This is a genomic window from Faecalicatena sp. (genome assembly GCF_058819085.1).
On sequence record NZ_JBZUUL010000013.1, the window covers coordinates 223,943 to 240,317 of the forward strand.

14 protein-coding genes are annotated in these 16,375 nt (G+C 47.0%); 1 reads left to right on the top strand and 13 read right to left on the bottom strand.

Features of this window, described 5'->3' with window-relative positions; all coding sequences use genetic code 11:
• Positions 1-59 precede the first annotated feature (59 nt).
• From AC4OGX_RS07260 to AC4OGX_RS07290, 7 genes are all read right to left on the bottom strand, one after another.
• Positions 60-857 (bottom strand): ABC transporter permease subunit, encoded by a 798-nt coding sequence (locus AC4OGX_RS07260; protein WP_493329459.1) that lies wholly within the window; start codon positions 855-857, stop codon positions 60-62.
• Positions 857-1,753: an ABC transporter ATP-binding protein gene (locus AC4OGX_RS07265; RefSeq protein WP_493329460.1), complete on the bottom strand. Its 897-nt coding sequence runs from the start codon at positions 1,751-1,753 to the stop codon at positions 857-859. Before AC4OGX_RS07265 ends, AC4OGX_RS07260 begins: the two co-directional genes overlap by 1 nt.
• Complete coding sequence (locus tag AC4OGX_RS07270) at positions 1,740-2,372, bottom strand: TetR/AcrR family transcriptional regulator (RefSeq protein ID WP_493329461.1); 633 nt, start codon at positions 2,370-2,372, stop codon at positions 1,740-1,742. The genes AC4OGX_RS07265 and AC4OGX_RS07270 overlap by 14 nt, the downstream gene beginning before the upstream one ends.
• Positions 2,373-2,618: 246 nt before the next feature.
• Entirely contained in the window at positions 2,619-3,812 is a 1,194-nt protein-coding gene (locus tag AC4OGX_RS07275) for a MalY/PatB family protein (RefSeq protein WP_493329463.1), read from the bottom strand.
• A gap of 148 nt (positions 3,813-3,960) precedes the next feature.
• On the bottom strand, positions 3,961-5,754 hold the full coding sequence (locus AC4OGX_RS07280) for an aminopeptidase P family protein (RefSeq protein WP_493329487.1): 1,794 nt from the start codon (positions 5,752-5,754) through the stop codon (positions 3,961-3,963).
• 25 nt (positions 5,755-5,779) lie between these two features.
• Positions 5,780-6,982, bottom strand: a complete 1,203-nt coding sequence (locus tag AC4OGX_RS07285) for an amidohydrolase family protein (RefSeq protein ID WP_493329465.1) — start codon at positions 6,980-6,982, stop codon at positions 5,780-5,782.
• Between the two features lie 317 nt (positions 6,983-7,299).
• On the bottom strand, positions 7,300-8,469 hold the full coding sequence (locus AC4OGX_RS07290) for a DUF4317 domain-containing protein (protein WP_493329466.1): 1,170 nt from the start codon (positions 8,467-8,469) through the stop codon (positions 7,300-7,302).
• A gap of 344 nt (positions 8,470-8,813) precedes the next feature.
• On the opposite strand from AC4OGX_RS07290, the gene AC4OGX_RS07295 reads away from it, so the two are divergent.
• The gene (locus AC4OGX_RS07295) at positions 8,814-10,130 is read left to right on the top strand and encodes an MATE family efflux transporter (protein WP_493329467.1); all 1,317 of its coding nucleotides are present in this window, start codon (positions 8,814-8,816) and stop codon (positions 10,128-10,130) included.
• Between the two features lie 38 nt (positions 10,131-10,168).
• Here AC4OGX_RS07295 and AC4OGX_RS07300 read toward each other — a convergent pair whose 3' ends face one another.
• The 6 genes from AC4OGX_RS07300 to AC4OGX_RS07325 all read right to left on the bottom strand — a co-directional run bounded on the left by AC4OGX_RS07300 (position 10,169) and on the right by AC4OGX_RS07325 (position 15,996).
• Complete coding sequence (locus AC4OGX_RS07300) at positions 10,169-11,443, bottom strand: HD domain-containing phosphohydrolase (protein ID WP_493329469.1); 1,275 nt, start codon at positions 11,441-11,443, stop codon at positions 10,169-10,171.
• Between the two features lie 39 nt (positions 11,444-11,482).
• Positions 11,483-11,857 (bottom strand): MerR family transcriptional regulator, encoded by a 375-nt coding sequence (locus AC4OGX_RS07305; RefSeq protein WP_493329471.1) that lies wholly within the window; start codon positions 11,855-11,857, stop codon positions 11,483-11,485.
• A gap of 15 nt (positions 11,858-11,872) precedes the next feature.
• On the bottom strand, positions 11,873-12,694 hold the full coding sequence (gene larE, locus AC4OGX_RS07310) for an ATP-dependent sacrificial sulfur transferase LarE (protein ID WP_493329473.1): 822 nt from the start codon (positions 12,692-12,694) through the stop codon (positions 11,873-11,875).
• Positions 12,684-13,949 (bottom strand): nickel pincer cofactor biosynthesis protein LarC, encoded by a 1,266-nt coding sequence (gene larC, locus AC4OGX_RS07315; protein ID WP_493329475.1) that lies wholly within the window; start codon positions 13,947-13,949, stop codon positions 12,684-12,686. The genes larE and larC overlap by 11 nt, the downstream gene beginning before the upstream one ends.
• On the bottom strand, positions 13,946-14,692 hold the full coding sequence (gene larB, locus AC4OGX_RS07320) for a nickel pincer cofactor biosynthesis protein LarB (RefSeq protein WP_493329476.1): 747 nt from the start codon (positions 14,690-14,692) through the stop codon (positions 13,946-13,948). Before larB ends, larC begins: the two co-directional genes overlap by 4 nt.
• Positions 14,693-14,826: 134 nt before the next feature.
• Positions 14,827-15,996, bottom strand: coding sequence for an iron-containing alcohol dehydrogenase (locus tag AC4OGX_RS07325; RefSeq protein WP_493329477.1), 1,170 nt, complete (start codon positions 15,994-15,996; stop codon positions 14,827-14,829).
• Positions 15,997-16,375: the final 379 nt, after the last annotated feature.

Here is a 16,375-nt window from a genome sequence, read left to right on the forward strand (position 1 = left end):
TGTGTAACTTTCATATGATCATGATACCATGAACAGGAGCCGTGCGGCAATGAAGAATTTTACAGCGGCAGGTCCCGCTTACTAAACCTGGCGATCCCGACTCCCATCAGTACCAGCCCCACCGCATACAGGATCACACAGGTCAGCCATGCGTCCTTGTCTCCTGCTGCCAGGCCATCCACATTGAACAGTGTCAGCGGCGTCGCATACTTGAGATTCTCGAACTTATCCCCCACCTGAGAGATCATCTGCACAAGCACAGAGTATACTACAACTGCCGTACTGATTCCCGAGGATGTCTTAGTTTCGTTGCAGAAACAGGAGGCACAGAAGCAGGCACCTCCGAAGAAGATAAGAAGTCCCAAGAGTCCCACATTCACTCTGAGGAACGCCGCCGTCTCCATCTCTCCCGGAAACAGGATCTCACTGACAGCCAGTACAAGTGCTGTGATATATGCCACCATGACCACCAGGGATGTCAGCATAAAGACGCCTTGTGTCAGCATGATCTTCCATCTCTTCTGAGGCACTGCAAGCAGATACGCCATGGACCCGTTATCCACATATTTTGCCGCCAGCCTGTTGGACAGGATGATGATAAATACTCCCGGGAAGGCCACATAGAGCATCCCATACAAATAACCTGACACGAACTCTAACAGAGTCGTCCCCACATCTAGCATTCCAAACGCAGCGAACAGATCGGGCATACTCTCTGCCATCATCTTCAAACTGTCCCCCAGCTTCGGATCAAACATCATTGTGATCATCGCGCCATACATACTGAGCACTGCAAGGAAGATCACAAGCAGCAGCCAGTTGGATTTGATTTCTTTCTTAAATAACGTTGCATTCATTACTTCTTTCCCCCTTCTCCGTAGAAATGCATGAAGAACTCTTCCAGGCTCTGCGTGCGTACATCCAGATCTGTAATCGTATATTCCCCGGCCTTCTTCATGAAGGAATCCAGATTCTTCCCGACTCCTGCAGTTACCATCCTGCTGCCTGCCTTATGGGATGCTTTCGGAAATTCAGCCGCAAATGCCTCTGCCATAGCTGCATCCCTGAACGTGATCTCGATGTTCTTCTGCCGTCCTTCTTTCAGCTTCTCCATCTCCTCCACTGCCACCAGCCTTCCGTCACGGATGATAGCCGCCCGGTCACAGGTACGTTCTACCTCTTCAAACATATGGGAGGACATCAGGATCGTCTTTCCTGCCCTTTTCTCCTCCAGTACCAGCTCCACAAACCTGTTCTGCATTAAGGGATCGAGCCCTGAGGTCGGCTCATCCAGGATCAGGATCTCGGCGGCCGGATCCATGAATGCGCAGACGATCCCGATCTTCTGCTTCATGCCCTTGGACATCTTCTTTAACTTGCCCATAGCATCCAGCTCGAAGCGCTCCATCAGCTCCTGTGAGCGTCCCAGTCCTTTCATACCCTTCATCTTTGCCACAAAACGGATGAACTCCATCCCGTTCATGGAATCGATAAATGCGATCTCCCCCGGCAGATACCCCAGTGACTTCTGGATCTGATCCGCTTCCTGAAAACAATCCTTCCCTAAAATCGAAAGCTTCCCGCTGTCCGGCCTGATAAATCCCATCAGCTGCCGTATGGTGGTCGTCTTACCTGCCCCGTTAGGTCCCAGAAATCCTAAGACCTCTCCTTTATGTACAGAAAAACTGACATCAAAGACGCCCCGTCCCTTTCCATAATCCTTTGTAATATGACTGATCTCAATCACACTCATCCTGATACTCCTCCTTATATGTCAATTTCCTCATCATCTCGATCCACACTCCAAACTCAGCCATCATTTCCTCCAGAATAACCGGCTTTCCCGACATCTGCACATCATGCAGATACCCATCCGCCATCCACCGAAGCATTTTGAAAACATGGTACGGCTCTGCCCCGTCTTTAAACTTATGCATATCAACGGAACCGAAATACATCTTATAAAGTGCATCTTCCTGCGTTGTGTTCACAGCCTTTAGATCATCTGACACATCTTCCTTTTCCGAATAGAACGCCCGCATCGCAAAATCCATGATATAAGGATTCTTCTGCAGGATTCCCACTTTCATAGAGACGCCATATCTCAGAAGCTCAAAAAAATCTGTAATCTCACTAAACCTGGAAGCATCAACCTGTTCCTTCATCACTTCGATCAGATAATCATATAAAAACAGATACAGCTCCTTCTTATTATGAAAATAATAGAATAAAAGCCCTTTGGATATCCCTGCCTTTGCCGCTATCAGATCGGTTGACGCACGCTTATACTCATTCTTGGCAAACACCTCCATCGCTGCATTGACGATATTTTGCTGCTTCTCCTCCGGAAGTGTATAAAACTTTTCGTTCATGGCATCCTCCCCTCGCCCGCTGCCGGAATCATACTACTGACTGGTTTGACTCAATCGGTCTGACCTGTTCGGTCAACCCTTAGTACCAGAATACACGATTGACTGTAATTTTCAACCCCCGGTGTGACGGTATTTTAATAAAATAAAAAGCAGGAAAATGTCTGCCCCATAGAACTCACATTTTCCTGCCCTGTTACCTGTTTCAAATGGATCTTCTAAATATGCTTTGTTGTATCCTTGATCAGATTAAAATACATACTTTTTCAATCTTTCCATCGCTTCCTTTACTAATTCATGAGGCAGTGCCAGATTCACCCGGATGGCATATTCCCCATGGAACGGTCTGCCGTCCTGCCAGATCACTCCCACCCCGATTCCTGCTTTCAACAGCTCGTCTAAAGTCTTCCCATGCGCTTTACACCACTCTTTACAATCCAAAAACAGCATATAAGTTCCCTGGGGTTTTGCCAGCTTCACCCCCTGGAAATGGCGGTTGATATAGTCATAGGCATAATCTACATTACTGCTTAATACTTCCCGCAGTTCATCTACCCATTCCATTCCCTCCTCGCAGTAAGCCCCTGTAAGAGCATGCATGGACAGAACGTTACAGGAATTATAATGGGAGGCCGCAGATACCTTTCCCACGCGGTCACGCAGATATGGATTGTAGATCACATGATAGGAACCTATCAAGCCGGCCAGGTTAAAGGTCTTAGATGGTGCATATATACTCACCGTCCGGTTTTTTGCATCTTCCGAGACCATCTGAGTTGGAATATGTGTATAGCCGGGCATAGTAAGGTCAGCCCATATCTCATCAGAGATCACAACACAGTCATATTTCCGATACAGCTCCATCGCCTGCTCCAGTTCCCTGCGCTCCCAGACTCTGCCGGATGGGTTATGTGGGGAGCATATGACAGCACAATGGATGCTGTTCTCCTTTAATTTCTTTTCCATATCTTCGTAATCCATACGCCAGATACCATCCTCATCCAGCTTCAGATCACTCAGGATGATATTCCTGCCAATATTTTCGATCGTCTTTGTAAATCCGATATAGGTTGGAGAATGCAGCAATACCGCTTCTCCCGGTGCGGTAAATGCCTGGATCGTGGAGGAGACGCACCCCAGTACACCATTTTCATATCCGATATCAGCACGTGTAAGCCCTGTCACATTGAACCGTTCCTTATGCCAGTTAATGATGCTGTCAAAATAGGCCTCTGACATATTAAAATATCCGAAATGATGGTGTTTTAACCTCTCCTGTATTGATTCAAGAATGGTCGGCAGTGTCGGAAAATTCATGTCTGCAACCCACATGGGAAGCCTTGTAAAACCTTCTTTTACCTCTGCGTCAGGTACCGGGATCATTTCTACCGCAATGGCATCATGCCCTGCCCGCTCCATGATTGTTGTAAAATCGTATTTCATGCTATCTATCCTTTCCTTGGTGTCCATATGATTTTCTAAAAAGCATAAGGGGTGCCCAAGTATTTCTTATGCACCCCTTCTCATTAACGCTCTGCTGCTTCCTGTCTATTTTATGTGTGGTATCTTCTAAGCCGTTTTTTCTATGGGCTTAGACCTCTCTTGTATACTCCTTGAGCCACTCACGTTCTTCTTCTGTCAGGTGAGGCCCGATCACATCATACACCTGTTTGTGATAAGCATTCAGGTAGTCTCTCTCCCTCTTTGTCAGAAGCTCAGGATTGATTCCGTCCAGATCGATCGGAGACATGGTGATATTCTCAAAGACCATGAACTGTCCGTTTTCATTCTTCTCTGCCTTTCTGACAATGAGCTGATTCTCTGTACGGATTCCATGGGAGCCTTCAATATAGATTCCAGGCTCATCTGTGATGATCATGCCTTCCTCAAACGGATGTGTCTCATGTTTTTCCGGCACGATATACCAGCGGAATCCTGTCGGTCCTTCATGAACGCTCAGGATGTAACCAACTCCGTGTCCTGTTCCGCATTTGAAATCCAGCCCTAAATCCCAAACCGGCTGTCTCGCCAGGATATCCAGGTTATATCCGCGGCATCCATAGAGGAATTTTGCCATGGACAAGTCGATCATGGAACGTAAAACTGTTGTGTACTGTGTCTTTAACTCCTCACTGAGTTCACCTAACACATAGGTTCTTGTGATATCGGTAGTTCCTTCATAGTAGTGTCCGCCGGAATCCACAAGCAGCATTCCTTCTGGTTTTAATTCGTAATCAGACTCCGGTGTTGCTGCATAATGCATCATTGCCGCATGTTCTTTATAACCTGCGATCGTCTCAAAGCTCAGATCAATAAAACCGTCCTGCTCCTTTCTCAGACGTTCCAGTTCATCCGCAGCCGAGATCTCTGTGATCTTCATCCTGCCCACGTTGGTCTTCAGCCAGTACATAAACTTGGTACAAGCGATACCGTCCTTGATGTAAGCATTCTTTGTATTCGCGATCTCTACATCATTCTTCATCGCCTTCATCAGAACAGCCGGGTTCTCTGTCTCCACCTTGGCAACCCCTGCCGGAATGCTCTTGTAAAGCATATAGTTCATTCTCTCAGGGTCGATCATAATAACCTGGTCCTCAGACAGGCTCTTTACATAATCGTAAACATCATTGTATGGCCGGATCTCTACCCTTGCGCTTCCAAAGGACTTTATGATCTCATCATTGAGTTTTCTCTCATCCATAAACAAGTATACATCATCCAATGTAACTGCCGCATACCCTAAAATGACCGGAGTATATACAACGTCATTTCCGCGGATATTAAACAGCCATGCCACCTCGTCCAGAGTTGCGATCACGTGGACATCCGCCCCGTTCTCCCGCATGATCTTACGGATTCTTTCCAGTTTCTCCTCAAAGGATTCCCCTGCATACTTTACATCCAGAAGAAATGCCTTTTCTTCTGACATCGGCGGGCGGTCTTCCCAGATCAGGTCGATCAGGTCTTCTGTGTCATGCATCTTGATCTGCTTCTGTGCAAATGCTTCCTCAAGGGCTTTTCCTTCCACAACCGGGATCACACGTCCGTCAAAGCCAACTGTGCCGCCCTCTGGAACCACATCTGCGAGATATTCTTCTACTGTAGGATAGCCTTCTTCATTCATCTTAAACAGGCGGATCGGACTTCCTTTTAACTGGGCCTCTGCCTGGATGAAATATCTTCCGTCTGTCCACAGTCCGCCGTCATCCTGTGTAATAACTACGGTACCCGCTGAACCTGTAAATCCTGAGATATATCTTCTTGCCTTAAAATATTCTCCAACATATTCGCTCTGATGGAAATCAGCCGATGGGATCATGTATGCATCGATTCCTTTTTCTGCCATCACCCTGCGCAATGCTGCAACACGCTCTGTAACATTCATCTTCATATGCCCCGCTTTCTATCTCTTATTTATTTTCGTAAACTAATTCACCGCTCATATATACATCTACTAAGTTATTCACAGCCTTGATATCTTCTGCCACATTGCCCTTCACAACGATCATATCTGCCTCAAGGCCTGGTTTTAACTGTCCCATTGTGTCTTCCATGCCAAGCACCTTCGCCGGGTTGGATGTAGCAGTTTCAATTGCCTGGATCGGTGTGATCCCATATTCAACCATTAATTCCATCTCACGGTTGATCGGAAGCGGAGGTGCCTCATACAGAACCATATCACTTCCTGTGCAGACTGTAACTCCTGTATCATAGAACTTCTTAAAGTTATCTTTATATGCATTGTAAGCCGGTTCAAAAAATGCCATATCCTTGATCGCCTTTGCTGCGATTCTGTCGCCTTTGTTGAATCCTGCTTCAATCTTCTCCTTGCAGAATTCATAGAGTACGGTGTAAGCAGTCATGGTCGGTACCCATGCCTGTCCGTTAGCTGCCATCTGTTTCACCTGCTCATATGTAAGGAAAGTACCGTGCTCGATCGTATCAAAGCCAGCGTCGATAGACATCTGAAGTGCCGGCTGCAGTCCTGCATGTACCGCACATTTTCTTCCCACACGGTGTGATTCATCCACAGCCGCATTCAATTCTTCCTGGGTAAACTCCGGAATACTTGTGCGGTTGCTGGTCAGGATCTTCACCCAGTCAGCACCGTCGCGGATCTGCTTTCTGATTTCCTTGCGGATCTCCCATTCGCCGTCTACCTGTTCGATCCCGTCATCATATCCGTGTCCGCCAGTCATGCACATACCTGCATCAGAATGGATGATCCTTGGGACCCTGCAGTAGCCCTTCTCACCAGCCAGACGAAGCTGCTTCAACAGATTATGTGGTGAAGAAAGGTCACGCACCGTCGTGATACCAAGGCTCAATGCGATCTTAGCCTGCTCCTGTGCATAGTAAGCGATCATAAAATCATCGAAATTGTACTGATCCGGCTGGCTGTAATAATATCCAAAATGTACATGCATATCACAAAGTCCCGGAAGAAGTGTCACATCTCCGTAATCCTTTACTTCCTCGCCCGGATACTTCTGCACCATATCCGCCTTCGCACCCACATCCTGAATCTTGCCTTCCTCATTCACAACAACTGCTGCATCTGTCAAATGTGTCTTACCGTCTCCTGTTAATAAATGTTTTCCGCAATAAATCATGCCTTATACCTTCCTTTCCCGGACAACACTGTTTTTAGACATTCCCCATGCCCCAGGGCCTTCTGTCACTTCGCGCTGCCCTCTCATTGTCCATATTTTAACAATACCACATTTTAAACAATTTTTCAATCATTGTTAGGGTCTTAGTCTATACATTATTCCGAACTATCCTAAGCAGGAATATTACCTTCTTCCATCCGGGTATACTTTTTCACCACAAGGTGGAGGTGTTCTGCCCCTGTCATTGGGACATTTTTCCAAAAAAGCCATGTCAGAGGGTTTCCTCCCCTCCGACATGGCTTTTTCTTTTCTGATCTTTATTCTTCTTCGTCCTGATTCACGACCTGAATGCTCCCCGGAGCCTTCATTGTCCTGACATTGACACCGTTGACTTCGATGTGGTCATCTACCGCAATCACAAGGCACTGCCTTCCGTCGATCATACGGGTCTCCACAAGATCCATCCTCTCCGGGTTGACCTTGATCACAACATCCGGCGTCTCAATATTGAACTTCCGCGTCTCCGTAATATTAGCAGCTAAAAGGGAGGCCTTCTCCCCCGCCGTCTCCTCAAAAGTCTGTTCAAAGGTTTCCATCTTTTCAGACGGCACACCGCTCTTTTCAAAGATCTTCTTTACATCCGTCTTATCCAATGCAAGCGGCTCCGGTTCTTCTTTATGCTCCTCGATCAATTCATTGAGCGTCTCATGGATATTGCGGACCGTCACATAATCGCCGTCCTCTCCCAGTGTATCCTCGATCAGCATCTGGAAGGTCTCCTTCTGCGTCTCCGCAGACATCGGCATCCTGGCCCCTAATACCTGGTCAATAAATTCTTCCTGCAGATCCTCAGATTTTTTCGTATAATACAGAACTCCGTGGAGATCCATATTCCTGTCCGTAAATGCGGGGAAGATAAATCCCTTGTCCGGCATATCCACGATCCAGTCACGGATGCGGTCCTGGATGCGGTTATCCTCCGCATTATAACACAGCCCCGGCTTGGAAAGGCTGACCGGGCAGATACTGCAGAGCAGGTATTCATATACATTATCAGAAGCATCAAACATCTCGATCCCGTCGGATGATTTCCCGGGAATATCATACATTGCATGGATCAGGACGATATAATAATTCTCCTCATATATGTAACTTTCGATGACTTTATCATAAAATTCTTCCAATAAAATATCATCTTCCAATTTGCTGTCCCTGAGCTTTAATAAAAATTCCTGCGTTCCTCCCGGCATCTCAGCGTCCAGCGGGAATTCCATATTCAACATATTACGTCCCATAGTCCCGGACAATGTCTTTTTAAAAATGTCAAAATACTTAAATGCCTCTTCCTCAGGTAACGAGAGGAATGCATCCTTAGACTCCATTTTTTTATTCTTCTCATGATCTACATAGCACCCGCAGATCCGGGTGATAGCACAGTTTGCCGGTGTAAACTGTTTTCTGATCTCCAGTACTTCTTTCTTATTCATTTATCTTCCCTCTTTCATGGTATATTTTTTTCTTCTTCTGCCGTATGGCCTGAATGATTCTCTGCAGCATTTTCATATAAGCCTTTTTATTTTACACCGAAATCTCTTTTCAGAAAAGCATTGATTTCTTTCCAAATCTATGCTAGTATAACCTTCGCAACCAAAAATGAATGCTTGTCCCTGCCGCCGGGTAGGGAATCCATAAGCATCCGCCCCTTATACCGGTAGGCCTTAGAAGGTATAGGGAAGCGGATGCTTTTTTAATATTCAGCCCTCACGCACCACCGAAAGTGCTGCCGGGCTGCTCTGAATCAATGATACCAAAAAAACAGGGGGATAGTTCCATGAACCAGACAACTTCTATTTTACGCACCTTTTTCAAATATGTTTCTGCCAATATCCTAGGGATGATCGGGCTTTCCTGTTACATTCTTGCAGACACTTTCTTCATCGCCAGAGGAGTCGGGGCCGATGGGCTGACAGCCTTAAACCTTGCGATCCCGGTCTACAGCTTCTTAAATGGGCTGGGACTGATGGTGGGAATCGGCGGTGCCACCCGCTTTTCCATTGCAGGAGGCAGCGGGGATCAGACTGCCAGAAAAAGCATTTTTACACAGGCTTTCTGCTTCATGCTGGGTCTTGCATCAATCTTTTTTATCGCCGGGCTTTTCTTTCCTTACCGGCTCGCAGCTCTTTTGGGGGCGGATTTTACGATTCTTCCGCTGACCGGTGTTTACCTGCGGATCCTTCTTTTATTTACACCGATGTTCATGATGAATAATCTGCTCATCGCCTTTGTCCGCAACGACGGAAAGCCTCAGCTTTCTATGACTGCCATGCTGCTGGGAAGCCTGTCTAATATCATCCTGGATTATATCCTGATCTTTCCGCTTAAACTGGGAATGGCAGGAGCGGCGCTGGCTACAGGAATCGCTCCCATCGTAAGCATGCTGATCCTGTCCCGGCATTTTATCAGAAAAGAGAACCACTTTTATTTCTGCCGTACCAGGATGCACCTGAAAAGCATCAGGGATATCTGTTCGCTGGGTGTTTCATCCCTGATCGTGGAGGTCTCATCCGGGATCGTCATGATCATTTTTAACATGCTGATCTTAAAGGACAGCGGCAACTTAGGCGTTGCAGCTTATGGGATACTTGCTAATATCGCTCTGGTATTGATCTCCATTTTCACAGGGATCTCCCAGGGGATACAGCCAGTCTTGAGCAGCTGCTTCGGGAAGAGGGAAGCTTCCAATATAAAAAAAGTACTGCGGTATGCACTGACGGCCTCCATACTCTTTGCGCTGCTGTCTTACGGATGCACATTCCTTTTTTCTGATCCGATCGTAGAACTTTTTAATAAAGAAAACGATACCGCTCTCCATGCGATCGCGGTAGAAGGGATGCATATTTACTTCACTGCATTCTTGTTTGTGGGGATCAACATTATCACAGCCGCCTATTTCAGTTCTATTGACCGCCCGGGAAATGCATTCCTGATTTCCTGCCTCAGGGGATTTCTGCTTGTGATCCCGCTGGCATTCCTTTTGTCTGCCATTCTGGGGCTGACCGGGATCTGGCTGACCGTCCCCGCTGCCGAAGCACTGGTGACTATTTTTTCTGTGGTCCTGCTTGTAAGGTCCAGACAGAAACAAGGTTAAATTTTTGATTTCCAGCTTGCACTTTTCGTTCCTGATCCTTACAGAAATTTCACCAGAAGCCTGCGGTATTCCGACTGGATTCCATAATAATTCTGGAGGATCGGAGCACAGCAGTTAGATACCTCCTCGATGATCTCGTCAAAGTGCTCTTTCATCACCGATACGATCTTGGGATTCAGCTTACCCTCCTCAGCCATATTTTCCACTATGGATATGGTGCGGTCCCTTGTAAATGCGGCTTTGTAGCTGCGTGTCCCGATCAGCGCACTGACAATATCGGATACCGCAACGATCTCTTCGTCCAATGTCATATCTTCCCCTTTTAATCCCAGGGGATAGCCGCTCCCGTCTATTTTTTCATGGTGCCTGAGGGCGATCCTTGTGACATTCTCTGCCGCTGCCCCGCCTAAGATCCTTGCCGTAATATCCACATGTGTCCTCATGATATTCATAGCCTGGGCACTGAGCTTTCCAGGATATTCCAGAATCTCGACCGGAATCCCGATCTTTCCTAAATCATGCAGCATTGCCCCATAGCGGATATCCTCGATCCGCTCTTTCGAAAGCCCCATGAATCTGGCACAATATTCACTGATATTCGTTGTGGTGATCGTATGGGTCACTGTATGTTCACTGCGGAAATCAATCGCATAGGCGATCATCTTAAGATATTCCGCGCGCTGTGCTTTGGTAAAGCTGACCCGCGGAAATACCTCCTGAACATCAAGCTTCTCCTGTTTCAGCCTGTCAAACAGATCAAACCTGTCCTGGGCCTTCCAAAAACACTGTATGACCGATTTTGAAAACTGTCCCTTAGGCCTCCTTGATAAATACTCCCTGGCTGCCTCTGGCATCTCTTCTGCTGTCCGTTTTCCCCCTCTTCCTCTGCTAAAGATCTCCAGCCTGTCCGCCAGATTGATCATCTGTGCTGCCTTTTGGATCTTTTCCCTTGCAGAAGGCATCTCGTCATATGGGACATGGTGATAGAGAACAGCCTCCGCCCAGTCATCCAGTGGGGAGAGATGACGCAGAAACAGATATCCATAAATCGAGTGCTCCCAGACATCATTGGTCTCGAACTGCACCAGACGGTCGATCTCCTCCGTCTTATAGGCTCCGATATCATGCAGCACAGCCAGCATGCATATCTCCTGTACTTCTCTCTGTGTAAATCCTTCATCTGCCTTGAGCATTCCTGATACCAGGAGTGCCACACGTATTCCATGCTCCACAAGCCTTGGATCTACCTCATTCAGGGTACGCTGGATCAAACCAACGACATCCTCACTTTTTATTATAACGCGCTCACTCATTCCTGTTCCTCCTGGTATCATTTTATTCGTTTCATGCTATTATTTCAAGAGGTTTTCTGTCTTCATAAGCCCCGACTCATACAGCCTGATCTTTTCGTTCAGCCTCTCTAAGGATGCCTGCATATCTTCCATGCGGTCGGCCAGCTGATTACGCTGCTCGATCAGAATTTTCTTTCTTGCATCCAGAGTCTCATCCCCCTGCTTGAAAAGGGCCACATATTCGATCAGTGCCTCGATCTGCACTCCCGCCCTGCGCATACATTTCATCAATTCAATCCAGCGGCAGGATTCTTCATCGTAATCCCGGATTCCGCCCTTTGTCCGCGGAACCGGCGGGATCAGGCCTATTCTTTCATAATAACGGAGTGTATCCGGTGTGATCTCATACTTTTTGCTTACTTCAGTGATCGTCATTCTCCATCCCCCCTTTTACTGGGTATCTGACTGCTTCTCATCATCCATACTGCCTGAACGGAAGCCTTCCAGATCAAGTGTGATATATCGATATCCCAGCGCCTTTAAAAACTTTATTATTTCCTCTCTGTGTGCAAGTACCTTCTGCAGCGAATCTAGATCTACCTCGATCCGCACTGATTCCTCCTGCACACGCAGTCTGACATTGTAAAATCCAAGAGACCTGATATACATCTCTCCTTGATGGACTGCCTCCATCTTTTCCCTGGTAAGCCTTGTCCCATAGGGAAAACGTGTTGCCATGCAGGGAGATGCCGGACGGTCTGCTGCTAAGATCCTATAAGAAGAAGCAAGCTCTCTTACCTCCTTCTTGGTAAACCCGGCATCGGCTAAAGGACTTTTGATCCCCAGCTCGCGGATTGCTTTGATCCCAGGGCGGTAAGCTTTTAGATCATCCGCATTTGTTCCCTCAAGGACAGTATGAACTCCCAGCTGCTCCACCTTCTCAAGAAGCCTGGTAAACAAAAGCTTTTTGCAGCGGTAACAGCGATCCCGCGGATTCATTTCTATTCCTGCCTCCTTCCATTCATCCACATAAAGGATGATGTGGCAGGCACCTGTTTCTTCGGCTGATCTCTTAGCAGCCTCCAGATCCTCCATCGTATGCAGCTGTGTCTGCATTGTCACAGCGTACACCTTACTGCCGTTTTTAACAGCCGACTCACAAGCTGCTTTTAAAAGAAGACTGCTGTCCGCCCCTCCTGAAAATGCCACCGCCATATCCTCTTTTGTATATTGATCCATCTGCGCTAAAAATTTCTGTTTTTTATTGTCCATGTACTTCCCTCCTGATCAGCGCATAAACCTCCTGCCAGGAAAGTCCGCTTTTTTGGCAAAGCTCTATGACACTTTCATATTCCGGATAAATCCTCTGCCCTAAAGAAAGACTGCAGATCTTCACCTTCGCCATCCCTATGGAGGTCTGCACCTCTTTTATCTCCCGATTTAAGACGCTGCGCTCCATCCTCTGCCTGCGGATCCCGATGGTCGTTGTTTCCATAAAAATAATCTCTTCCAGCTTTTCAATATCCTCCTCGCTGCAGATGACATTCAACTGATAGGCCGGACGGTTTTTCTTCATGAATACAGGCATATAATGGACGTCCCTCGCGCCCGCGTCAAAAAGCCTCTGCATCACGTACCCTAGCGTTTCCCCGGTACAGTCGTCGATGTTGCTCTCCAGCTTGTATATGCAGTCCTCCTGTGCCTCCCGGGAACTGATCAGCATCGCCCGAAGAAGGCTGGGACGCTCATACTGACGTTTTCCGGCACCGATTCCGATCTTCTGAATGGTAAACTTTTCGGGCAGCTTATCGCTTGTTTGTATGGCTGCCACAATGGCTGCTCCGGTAGGCGTCACAAGCTCTCCCTCGATCCCTGTTAAATGAAGGGACAGGCCATATGCCTGCACGATGGCTGCCGTGGCAGGCACCGGTACCGGAATCATACCGTGCTGGCAGCGGATGTAACCAAAGCCTTCATTCAGGATGGGCACGATGACTTTATCAATCCCAAGATCATCAAGGCAGACTGCCACGGCCACGATGTCCACGATGGAATCTACAGCTCCTACCTCGTGGAAATGTACCTCCTCCACGGATACTCCATGTGCCTTTGCTTCTGCCGCTGCCAGGATCTCGAAAATATGGACGGCAGTTTTCTTAGCTGAGTCCGATATTTCTGAATCGTTGATGACAGCCAGGATATCCTTTAAGTTTCTATGTACATGATCATGAGTGTGCCTATGAGACTGCTCATGGCTATGGCTATGCCCATGCCCGTCTTCTAAACCATGGAGATACTCCATATCATGATCGTGATTTTCATGCTCTTTATCCAGTATTACATTGAAATCACAGGCATCCAGGCCATTCTTTGAAACTCTGCTGATCTCTATCTGATAGCCGGAGACATGCAGACTTTTTAGAGCCTTTTTCAGTACCTCCTGATCTGCTCCCAGATCTAAAAGTGCCGCTGCCATCATATCCCCGCTGATTCCTGCGCTGCATTCTAAGTATAGTGTCCTGCTCATTTTCCTTCCCCCAATCGATTGATCTGTGTTGCAATATAGCCCGCACCATAGCCATTATCAATATTTACGACTGCGATTCCATTTGCACAGGAGTTGATCATGGTCAGCAGAGCTGACAGCCCATGAAAGTTAGCACCATAGCCTACCGAGGTAGGAACTGCGATCACTGGCTTATCCACAAGCCCACCGAGTACACTCGCCAGCGCCCCTTCCATACCTGCCACTGCGATCACACAGTTTGCACTCTGTATCACATCCAGGCGGGACATTAACCGGTGGATACCGCTGACCCCTACATCATAGATCCTCTCTGCCTGACTGCCAAAATATTCGGCTGTCTGAGCGGCCTCCTCAGCCACCGGGATATCCGCTGTGCCTGCCGTACAGACCGCGATCTTTCCTATATGCTGCTTCTCTTTTTCCTCGATCTTTAAGATCCTGGAAAGAGGATCGTACTGTACCTTCGGAAGTCTGGTTTTCAAGAACTCAAATTGTTCCTGTGATGCTCTGGTGCCGAACACCTCCCCCTCCTCTTCATACAGCTTATTAAATATGTGCAGCAAATGCTCCTGCGTCTTTCCGCTGCAGAACACGACCTCTGGAAAACCACTCCTCAACTTTCTATGGGTATCCAGTTTCGCATATCCCATCTCCTCAAATGGCTCACGCCGAAAATACTGACAGGCATCCTCCACAGAGATCTCACCGCTTTTTACTTTTTCCAACACATCGCGTGCTTCCATCTATTGCCACCTCAATTTTCTTAACTTAATTCTTTGTACTGCATATGCAATGGGCATACCCGATTCAGATATGCCCATTCATCTGTTCCTGCTTTTCTATTATATCTGCTCCTGCACAGTTTGTCACGCAGCTTCTACTCCAGGCACATTTTAAATATTTCCTCGATGTCCTTCTGCCCAAGTGGCTTGAAACCTTCCAAAATTCCGTCACCGCATGCTTTTTTCGCCATGATCTTAAAATCAGAATCATTAATTCCTACTTCTTTAAAACTACTCTTCAAGCCCAATGTCTTAAATAGAAAATCTTTGAGCATTTCTATGCTCTTTTGCGCTATTTCCATAGTCGGCAGAGAGGCATCGATTCCGAATACATTTACCCCAAACTGAACATACTTTGAAACTGTAGACTCATCGAGACAGTACTCCATCCACCTCGGTGTCAGGATCGCCAGGCCCAGCCCATGAGTAATATCATAAATTGCGGAAACTTCATGCTCCATCGGATGACAGCTCCACTCCTGTTGTTTTCCACCATTCACAAACCCGTTGATGGCCCAGCTGGAAGCCCACATCAGGTTTGCCCGTGCCTCATAATTATCCGGTTCTCTCATGGCGATCGGTGCAAACTTAATGATCGTCTTCATTAGCCCCTCCATAAAGCAGTCCAGCATGTAAAGATCTTGTTCCATATTAAAATACACTTCTATAATATGGGACATCATATCTGCTGCACCACAGGCTGTCTGGTAAGCGTCGACCGTATATGTAAGGGTGGGGTCCAGAAAAGAAACCTTTGGGAGAAGCTGCGGCGCCAGTCTTCCGATCTTGTCCTTTGTCTTTGGATTGCTGATGACTCCTCCCGGATCCATCTCTGATCCTGTTGCAGATAATGTCAGCACAGTAACGATAGGGAGCGCCTTCTCAATCGGAGCCCACCTGCTAAAAAATTCCCATGGGTCATGATCTACACATGCCCCTGCCGCTATATACTTTGCAGCGTCAATCGTAGAACCGCCGCCCACTGCCAAGAGTACATCAATCTGCTCGTCTTTACAGATCTGTGCCCCCTTTCGCACAGAATCAATGCGCGGATTCGGCTCGATTCCTGACAATTCATATAATTCCAGCCCCGCTTTTTTGATCTCCTCTGTAATCTGTCCATACAGTCCCGATCTCTTGATCGATCCGCCGCCATAGGTCAGCAGTACCCTGTTTCCAAATTTCTTTAACTCAGCTCCCAGATTTCCAAGCTGATTCTCACCAAAATAAACCTTGACCGGAATATCATATACAAAACTGTTCATATTATTTAGACCTCCTTTTGTAATAAGCATACTCCCTGGAGTTAACTCCAAGTCAAGTGTTTTTTCAAAGGGGGCGTCGTTCAAAGGGGTCAGGCCCTTATGTGAGTCGTTTTCAGAATATTCTCATAATATATTAATTTCACTCATTCTTTATGGAGCTTTTTCTCCTATTTTTCTTTTTTGACATACAAAAAACGGTATCAACTACGATACCGTTCTTCTCTCATCCCATCTATTATGATGTACCTTCAAAACTACATACAAAGATTTTTAAACATCCATCTTCCTACCACCATGTTTGGTTATGCCCTCGACCTATTAGTAACAGTCAGCTCCATGCATTGCTGCACTTCCACCTCTGCCCTATCTACCTCGTCGT

Excerpts from the sequence above, each read along its gene's own strand:
- AC4OGX_RS07260 (WP_493329459.1), bottom strand. The coding sequence starts at position 857 with ATGAATGCAACGTTATTTAAGAAAGAAATCAAATCCAACTGGCTGCTG.
- AC4OGX_RS07265 (WP_493329460.1), bottom strand. The coding sequence starts at position 1,753 with ATGAGTGTGATTGAGATCAGTCATATTACAAAGGATTATGGAAAGGGA.
- AC4OGX_RS07270 (WP_493329461.1), bottom strand. The coding sequence starts at position 2,372 with ATGAACGAAAAGTTTTATACACTTCCGGAGGAGAAGCAGCAAAATATC.
- AC4OGX_RS07275 (WP_493329463.1), bottom strand. The coding sequence starts at position 3,812 with ATGAAATACGATTTTACAACAATCATGGAGCGGGCAGGGCATGATGCC.
- AC4OGX_RS07280 (WP_493329487.1), bottom strand. The coding sequence starts at position 5,754 with ATGAATGTTACAGAGCGTGTTGCAGCATTGCGCAGGGTGATGGCAGAA.
- AC4OGX_RS07285 (WP_493329465.1), bottom strand. The coding sequence starts at position 6,982 with ATGATTTATTGCGGAAAACATTTATTAACAGGAGACGGTAAGACACAT.
- AC4OGX_RS07290 (WP_493329466.1), bottom strand. The coding sequence starts at position 8,469 with ATGAATAAGAAAGAAGTACTGGAGATCAGAAAACAGTTTACACCGGCA.
- AC4OGX_RS07295 (WP_493329467.1), top strand. The coding sequence starts at position 8,814 with ATGAACCAGACAACTTCTATTTTACGCACCTTTTTCAAATATGTTTCT.
- AC4OGX_RS07300 (WP_493329469.1), bottom strand. The coding sequence starts at position 11,443 with ATGAGTGAGCGCGTTATAATAAAAAGTGAGGATGTCGTTGGTTTGATC.
- AC4OGX_RS07305 (WP_493329471.1), bottom strand. The coding sequence starts at position 11,857 with ATGACGATCACTGAAGTAAGCAAAAAGTATGAGATCACACCGGATACA.
- larE (WP_493329473.1), bottom strand. The coding sequence starts at position 12,694 with ATGGACAATAAAAAACAGAAATTTTTAGCGCAGATGGATCAATATACA.
- larC (WP_493329475.1), bottom strand. The coding sequence starts at position 13,949 with ATGAGCAGGACACTATACTTAGAATGCAGCGCAGGAATCAGCGGGGAT.
- larB (WP_493329476.1), bottom strand. The coding sequence starts at position 14,692 with ATGGAAGCACGCGATGTGTTGGAAAAAGTAAAAAGCGGTGAGATCTCT.
- AC4OGX_RS07325 (WP_493329477.1), bottom strand. The coding sequence starts at position 15,996 with ATGAACAGTTTTGTATATGATATTCCGGTCAAGGTTTATTTTGGTGAG.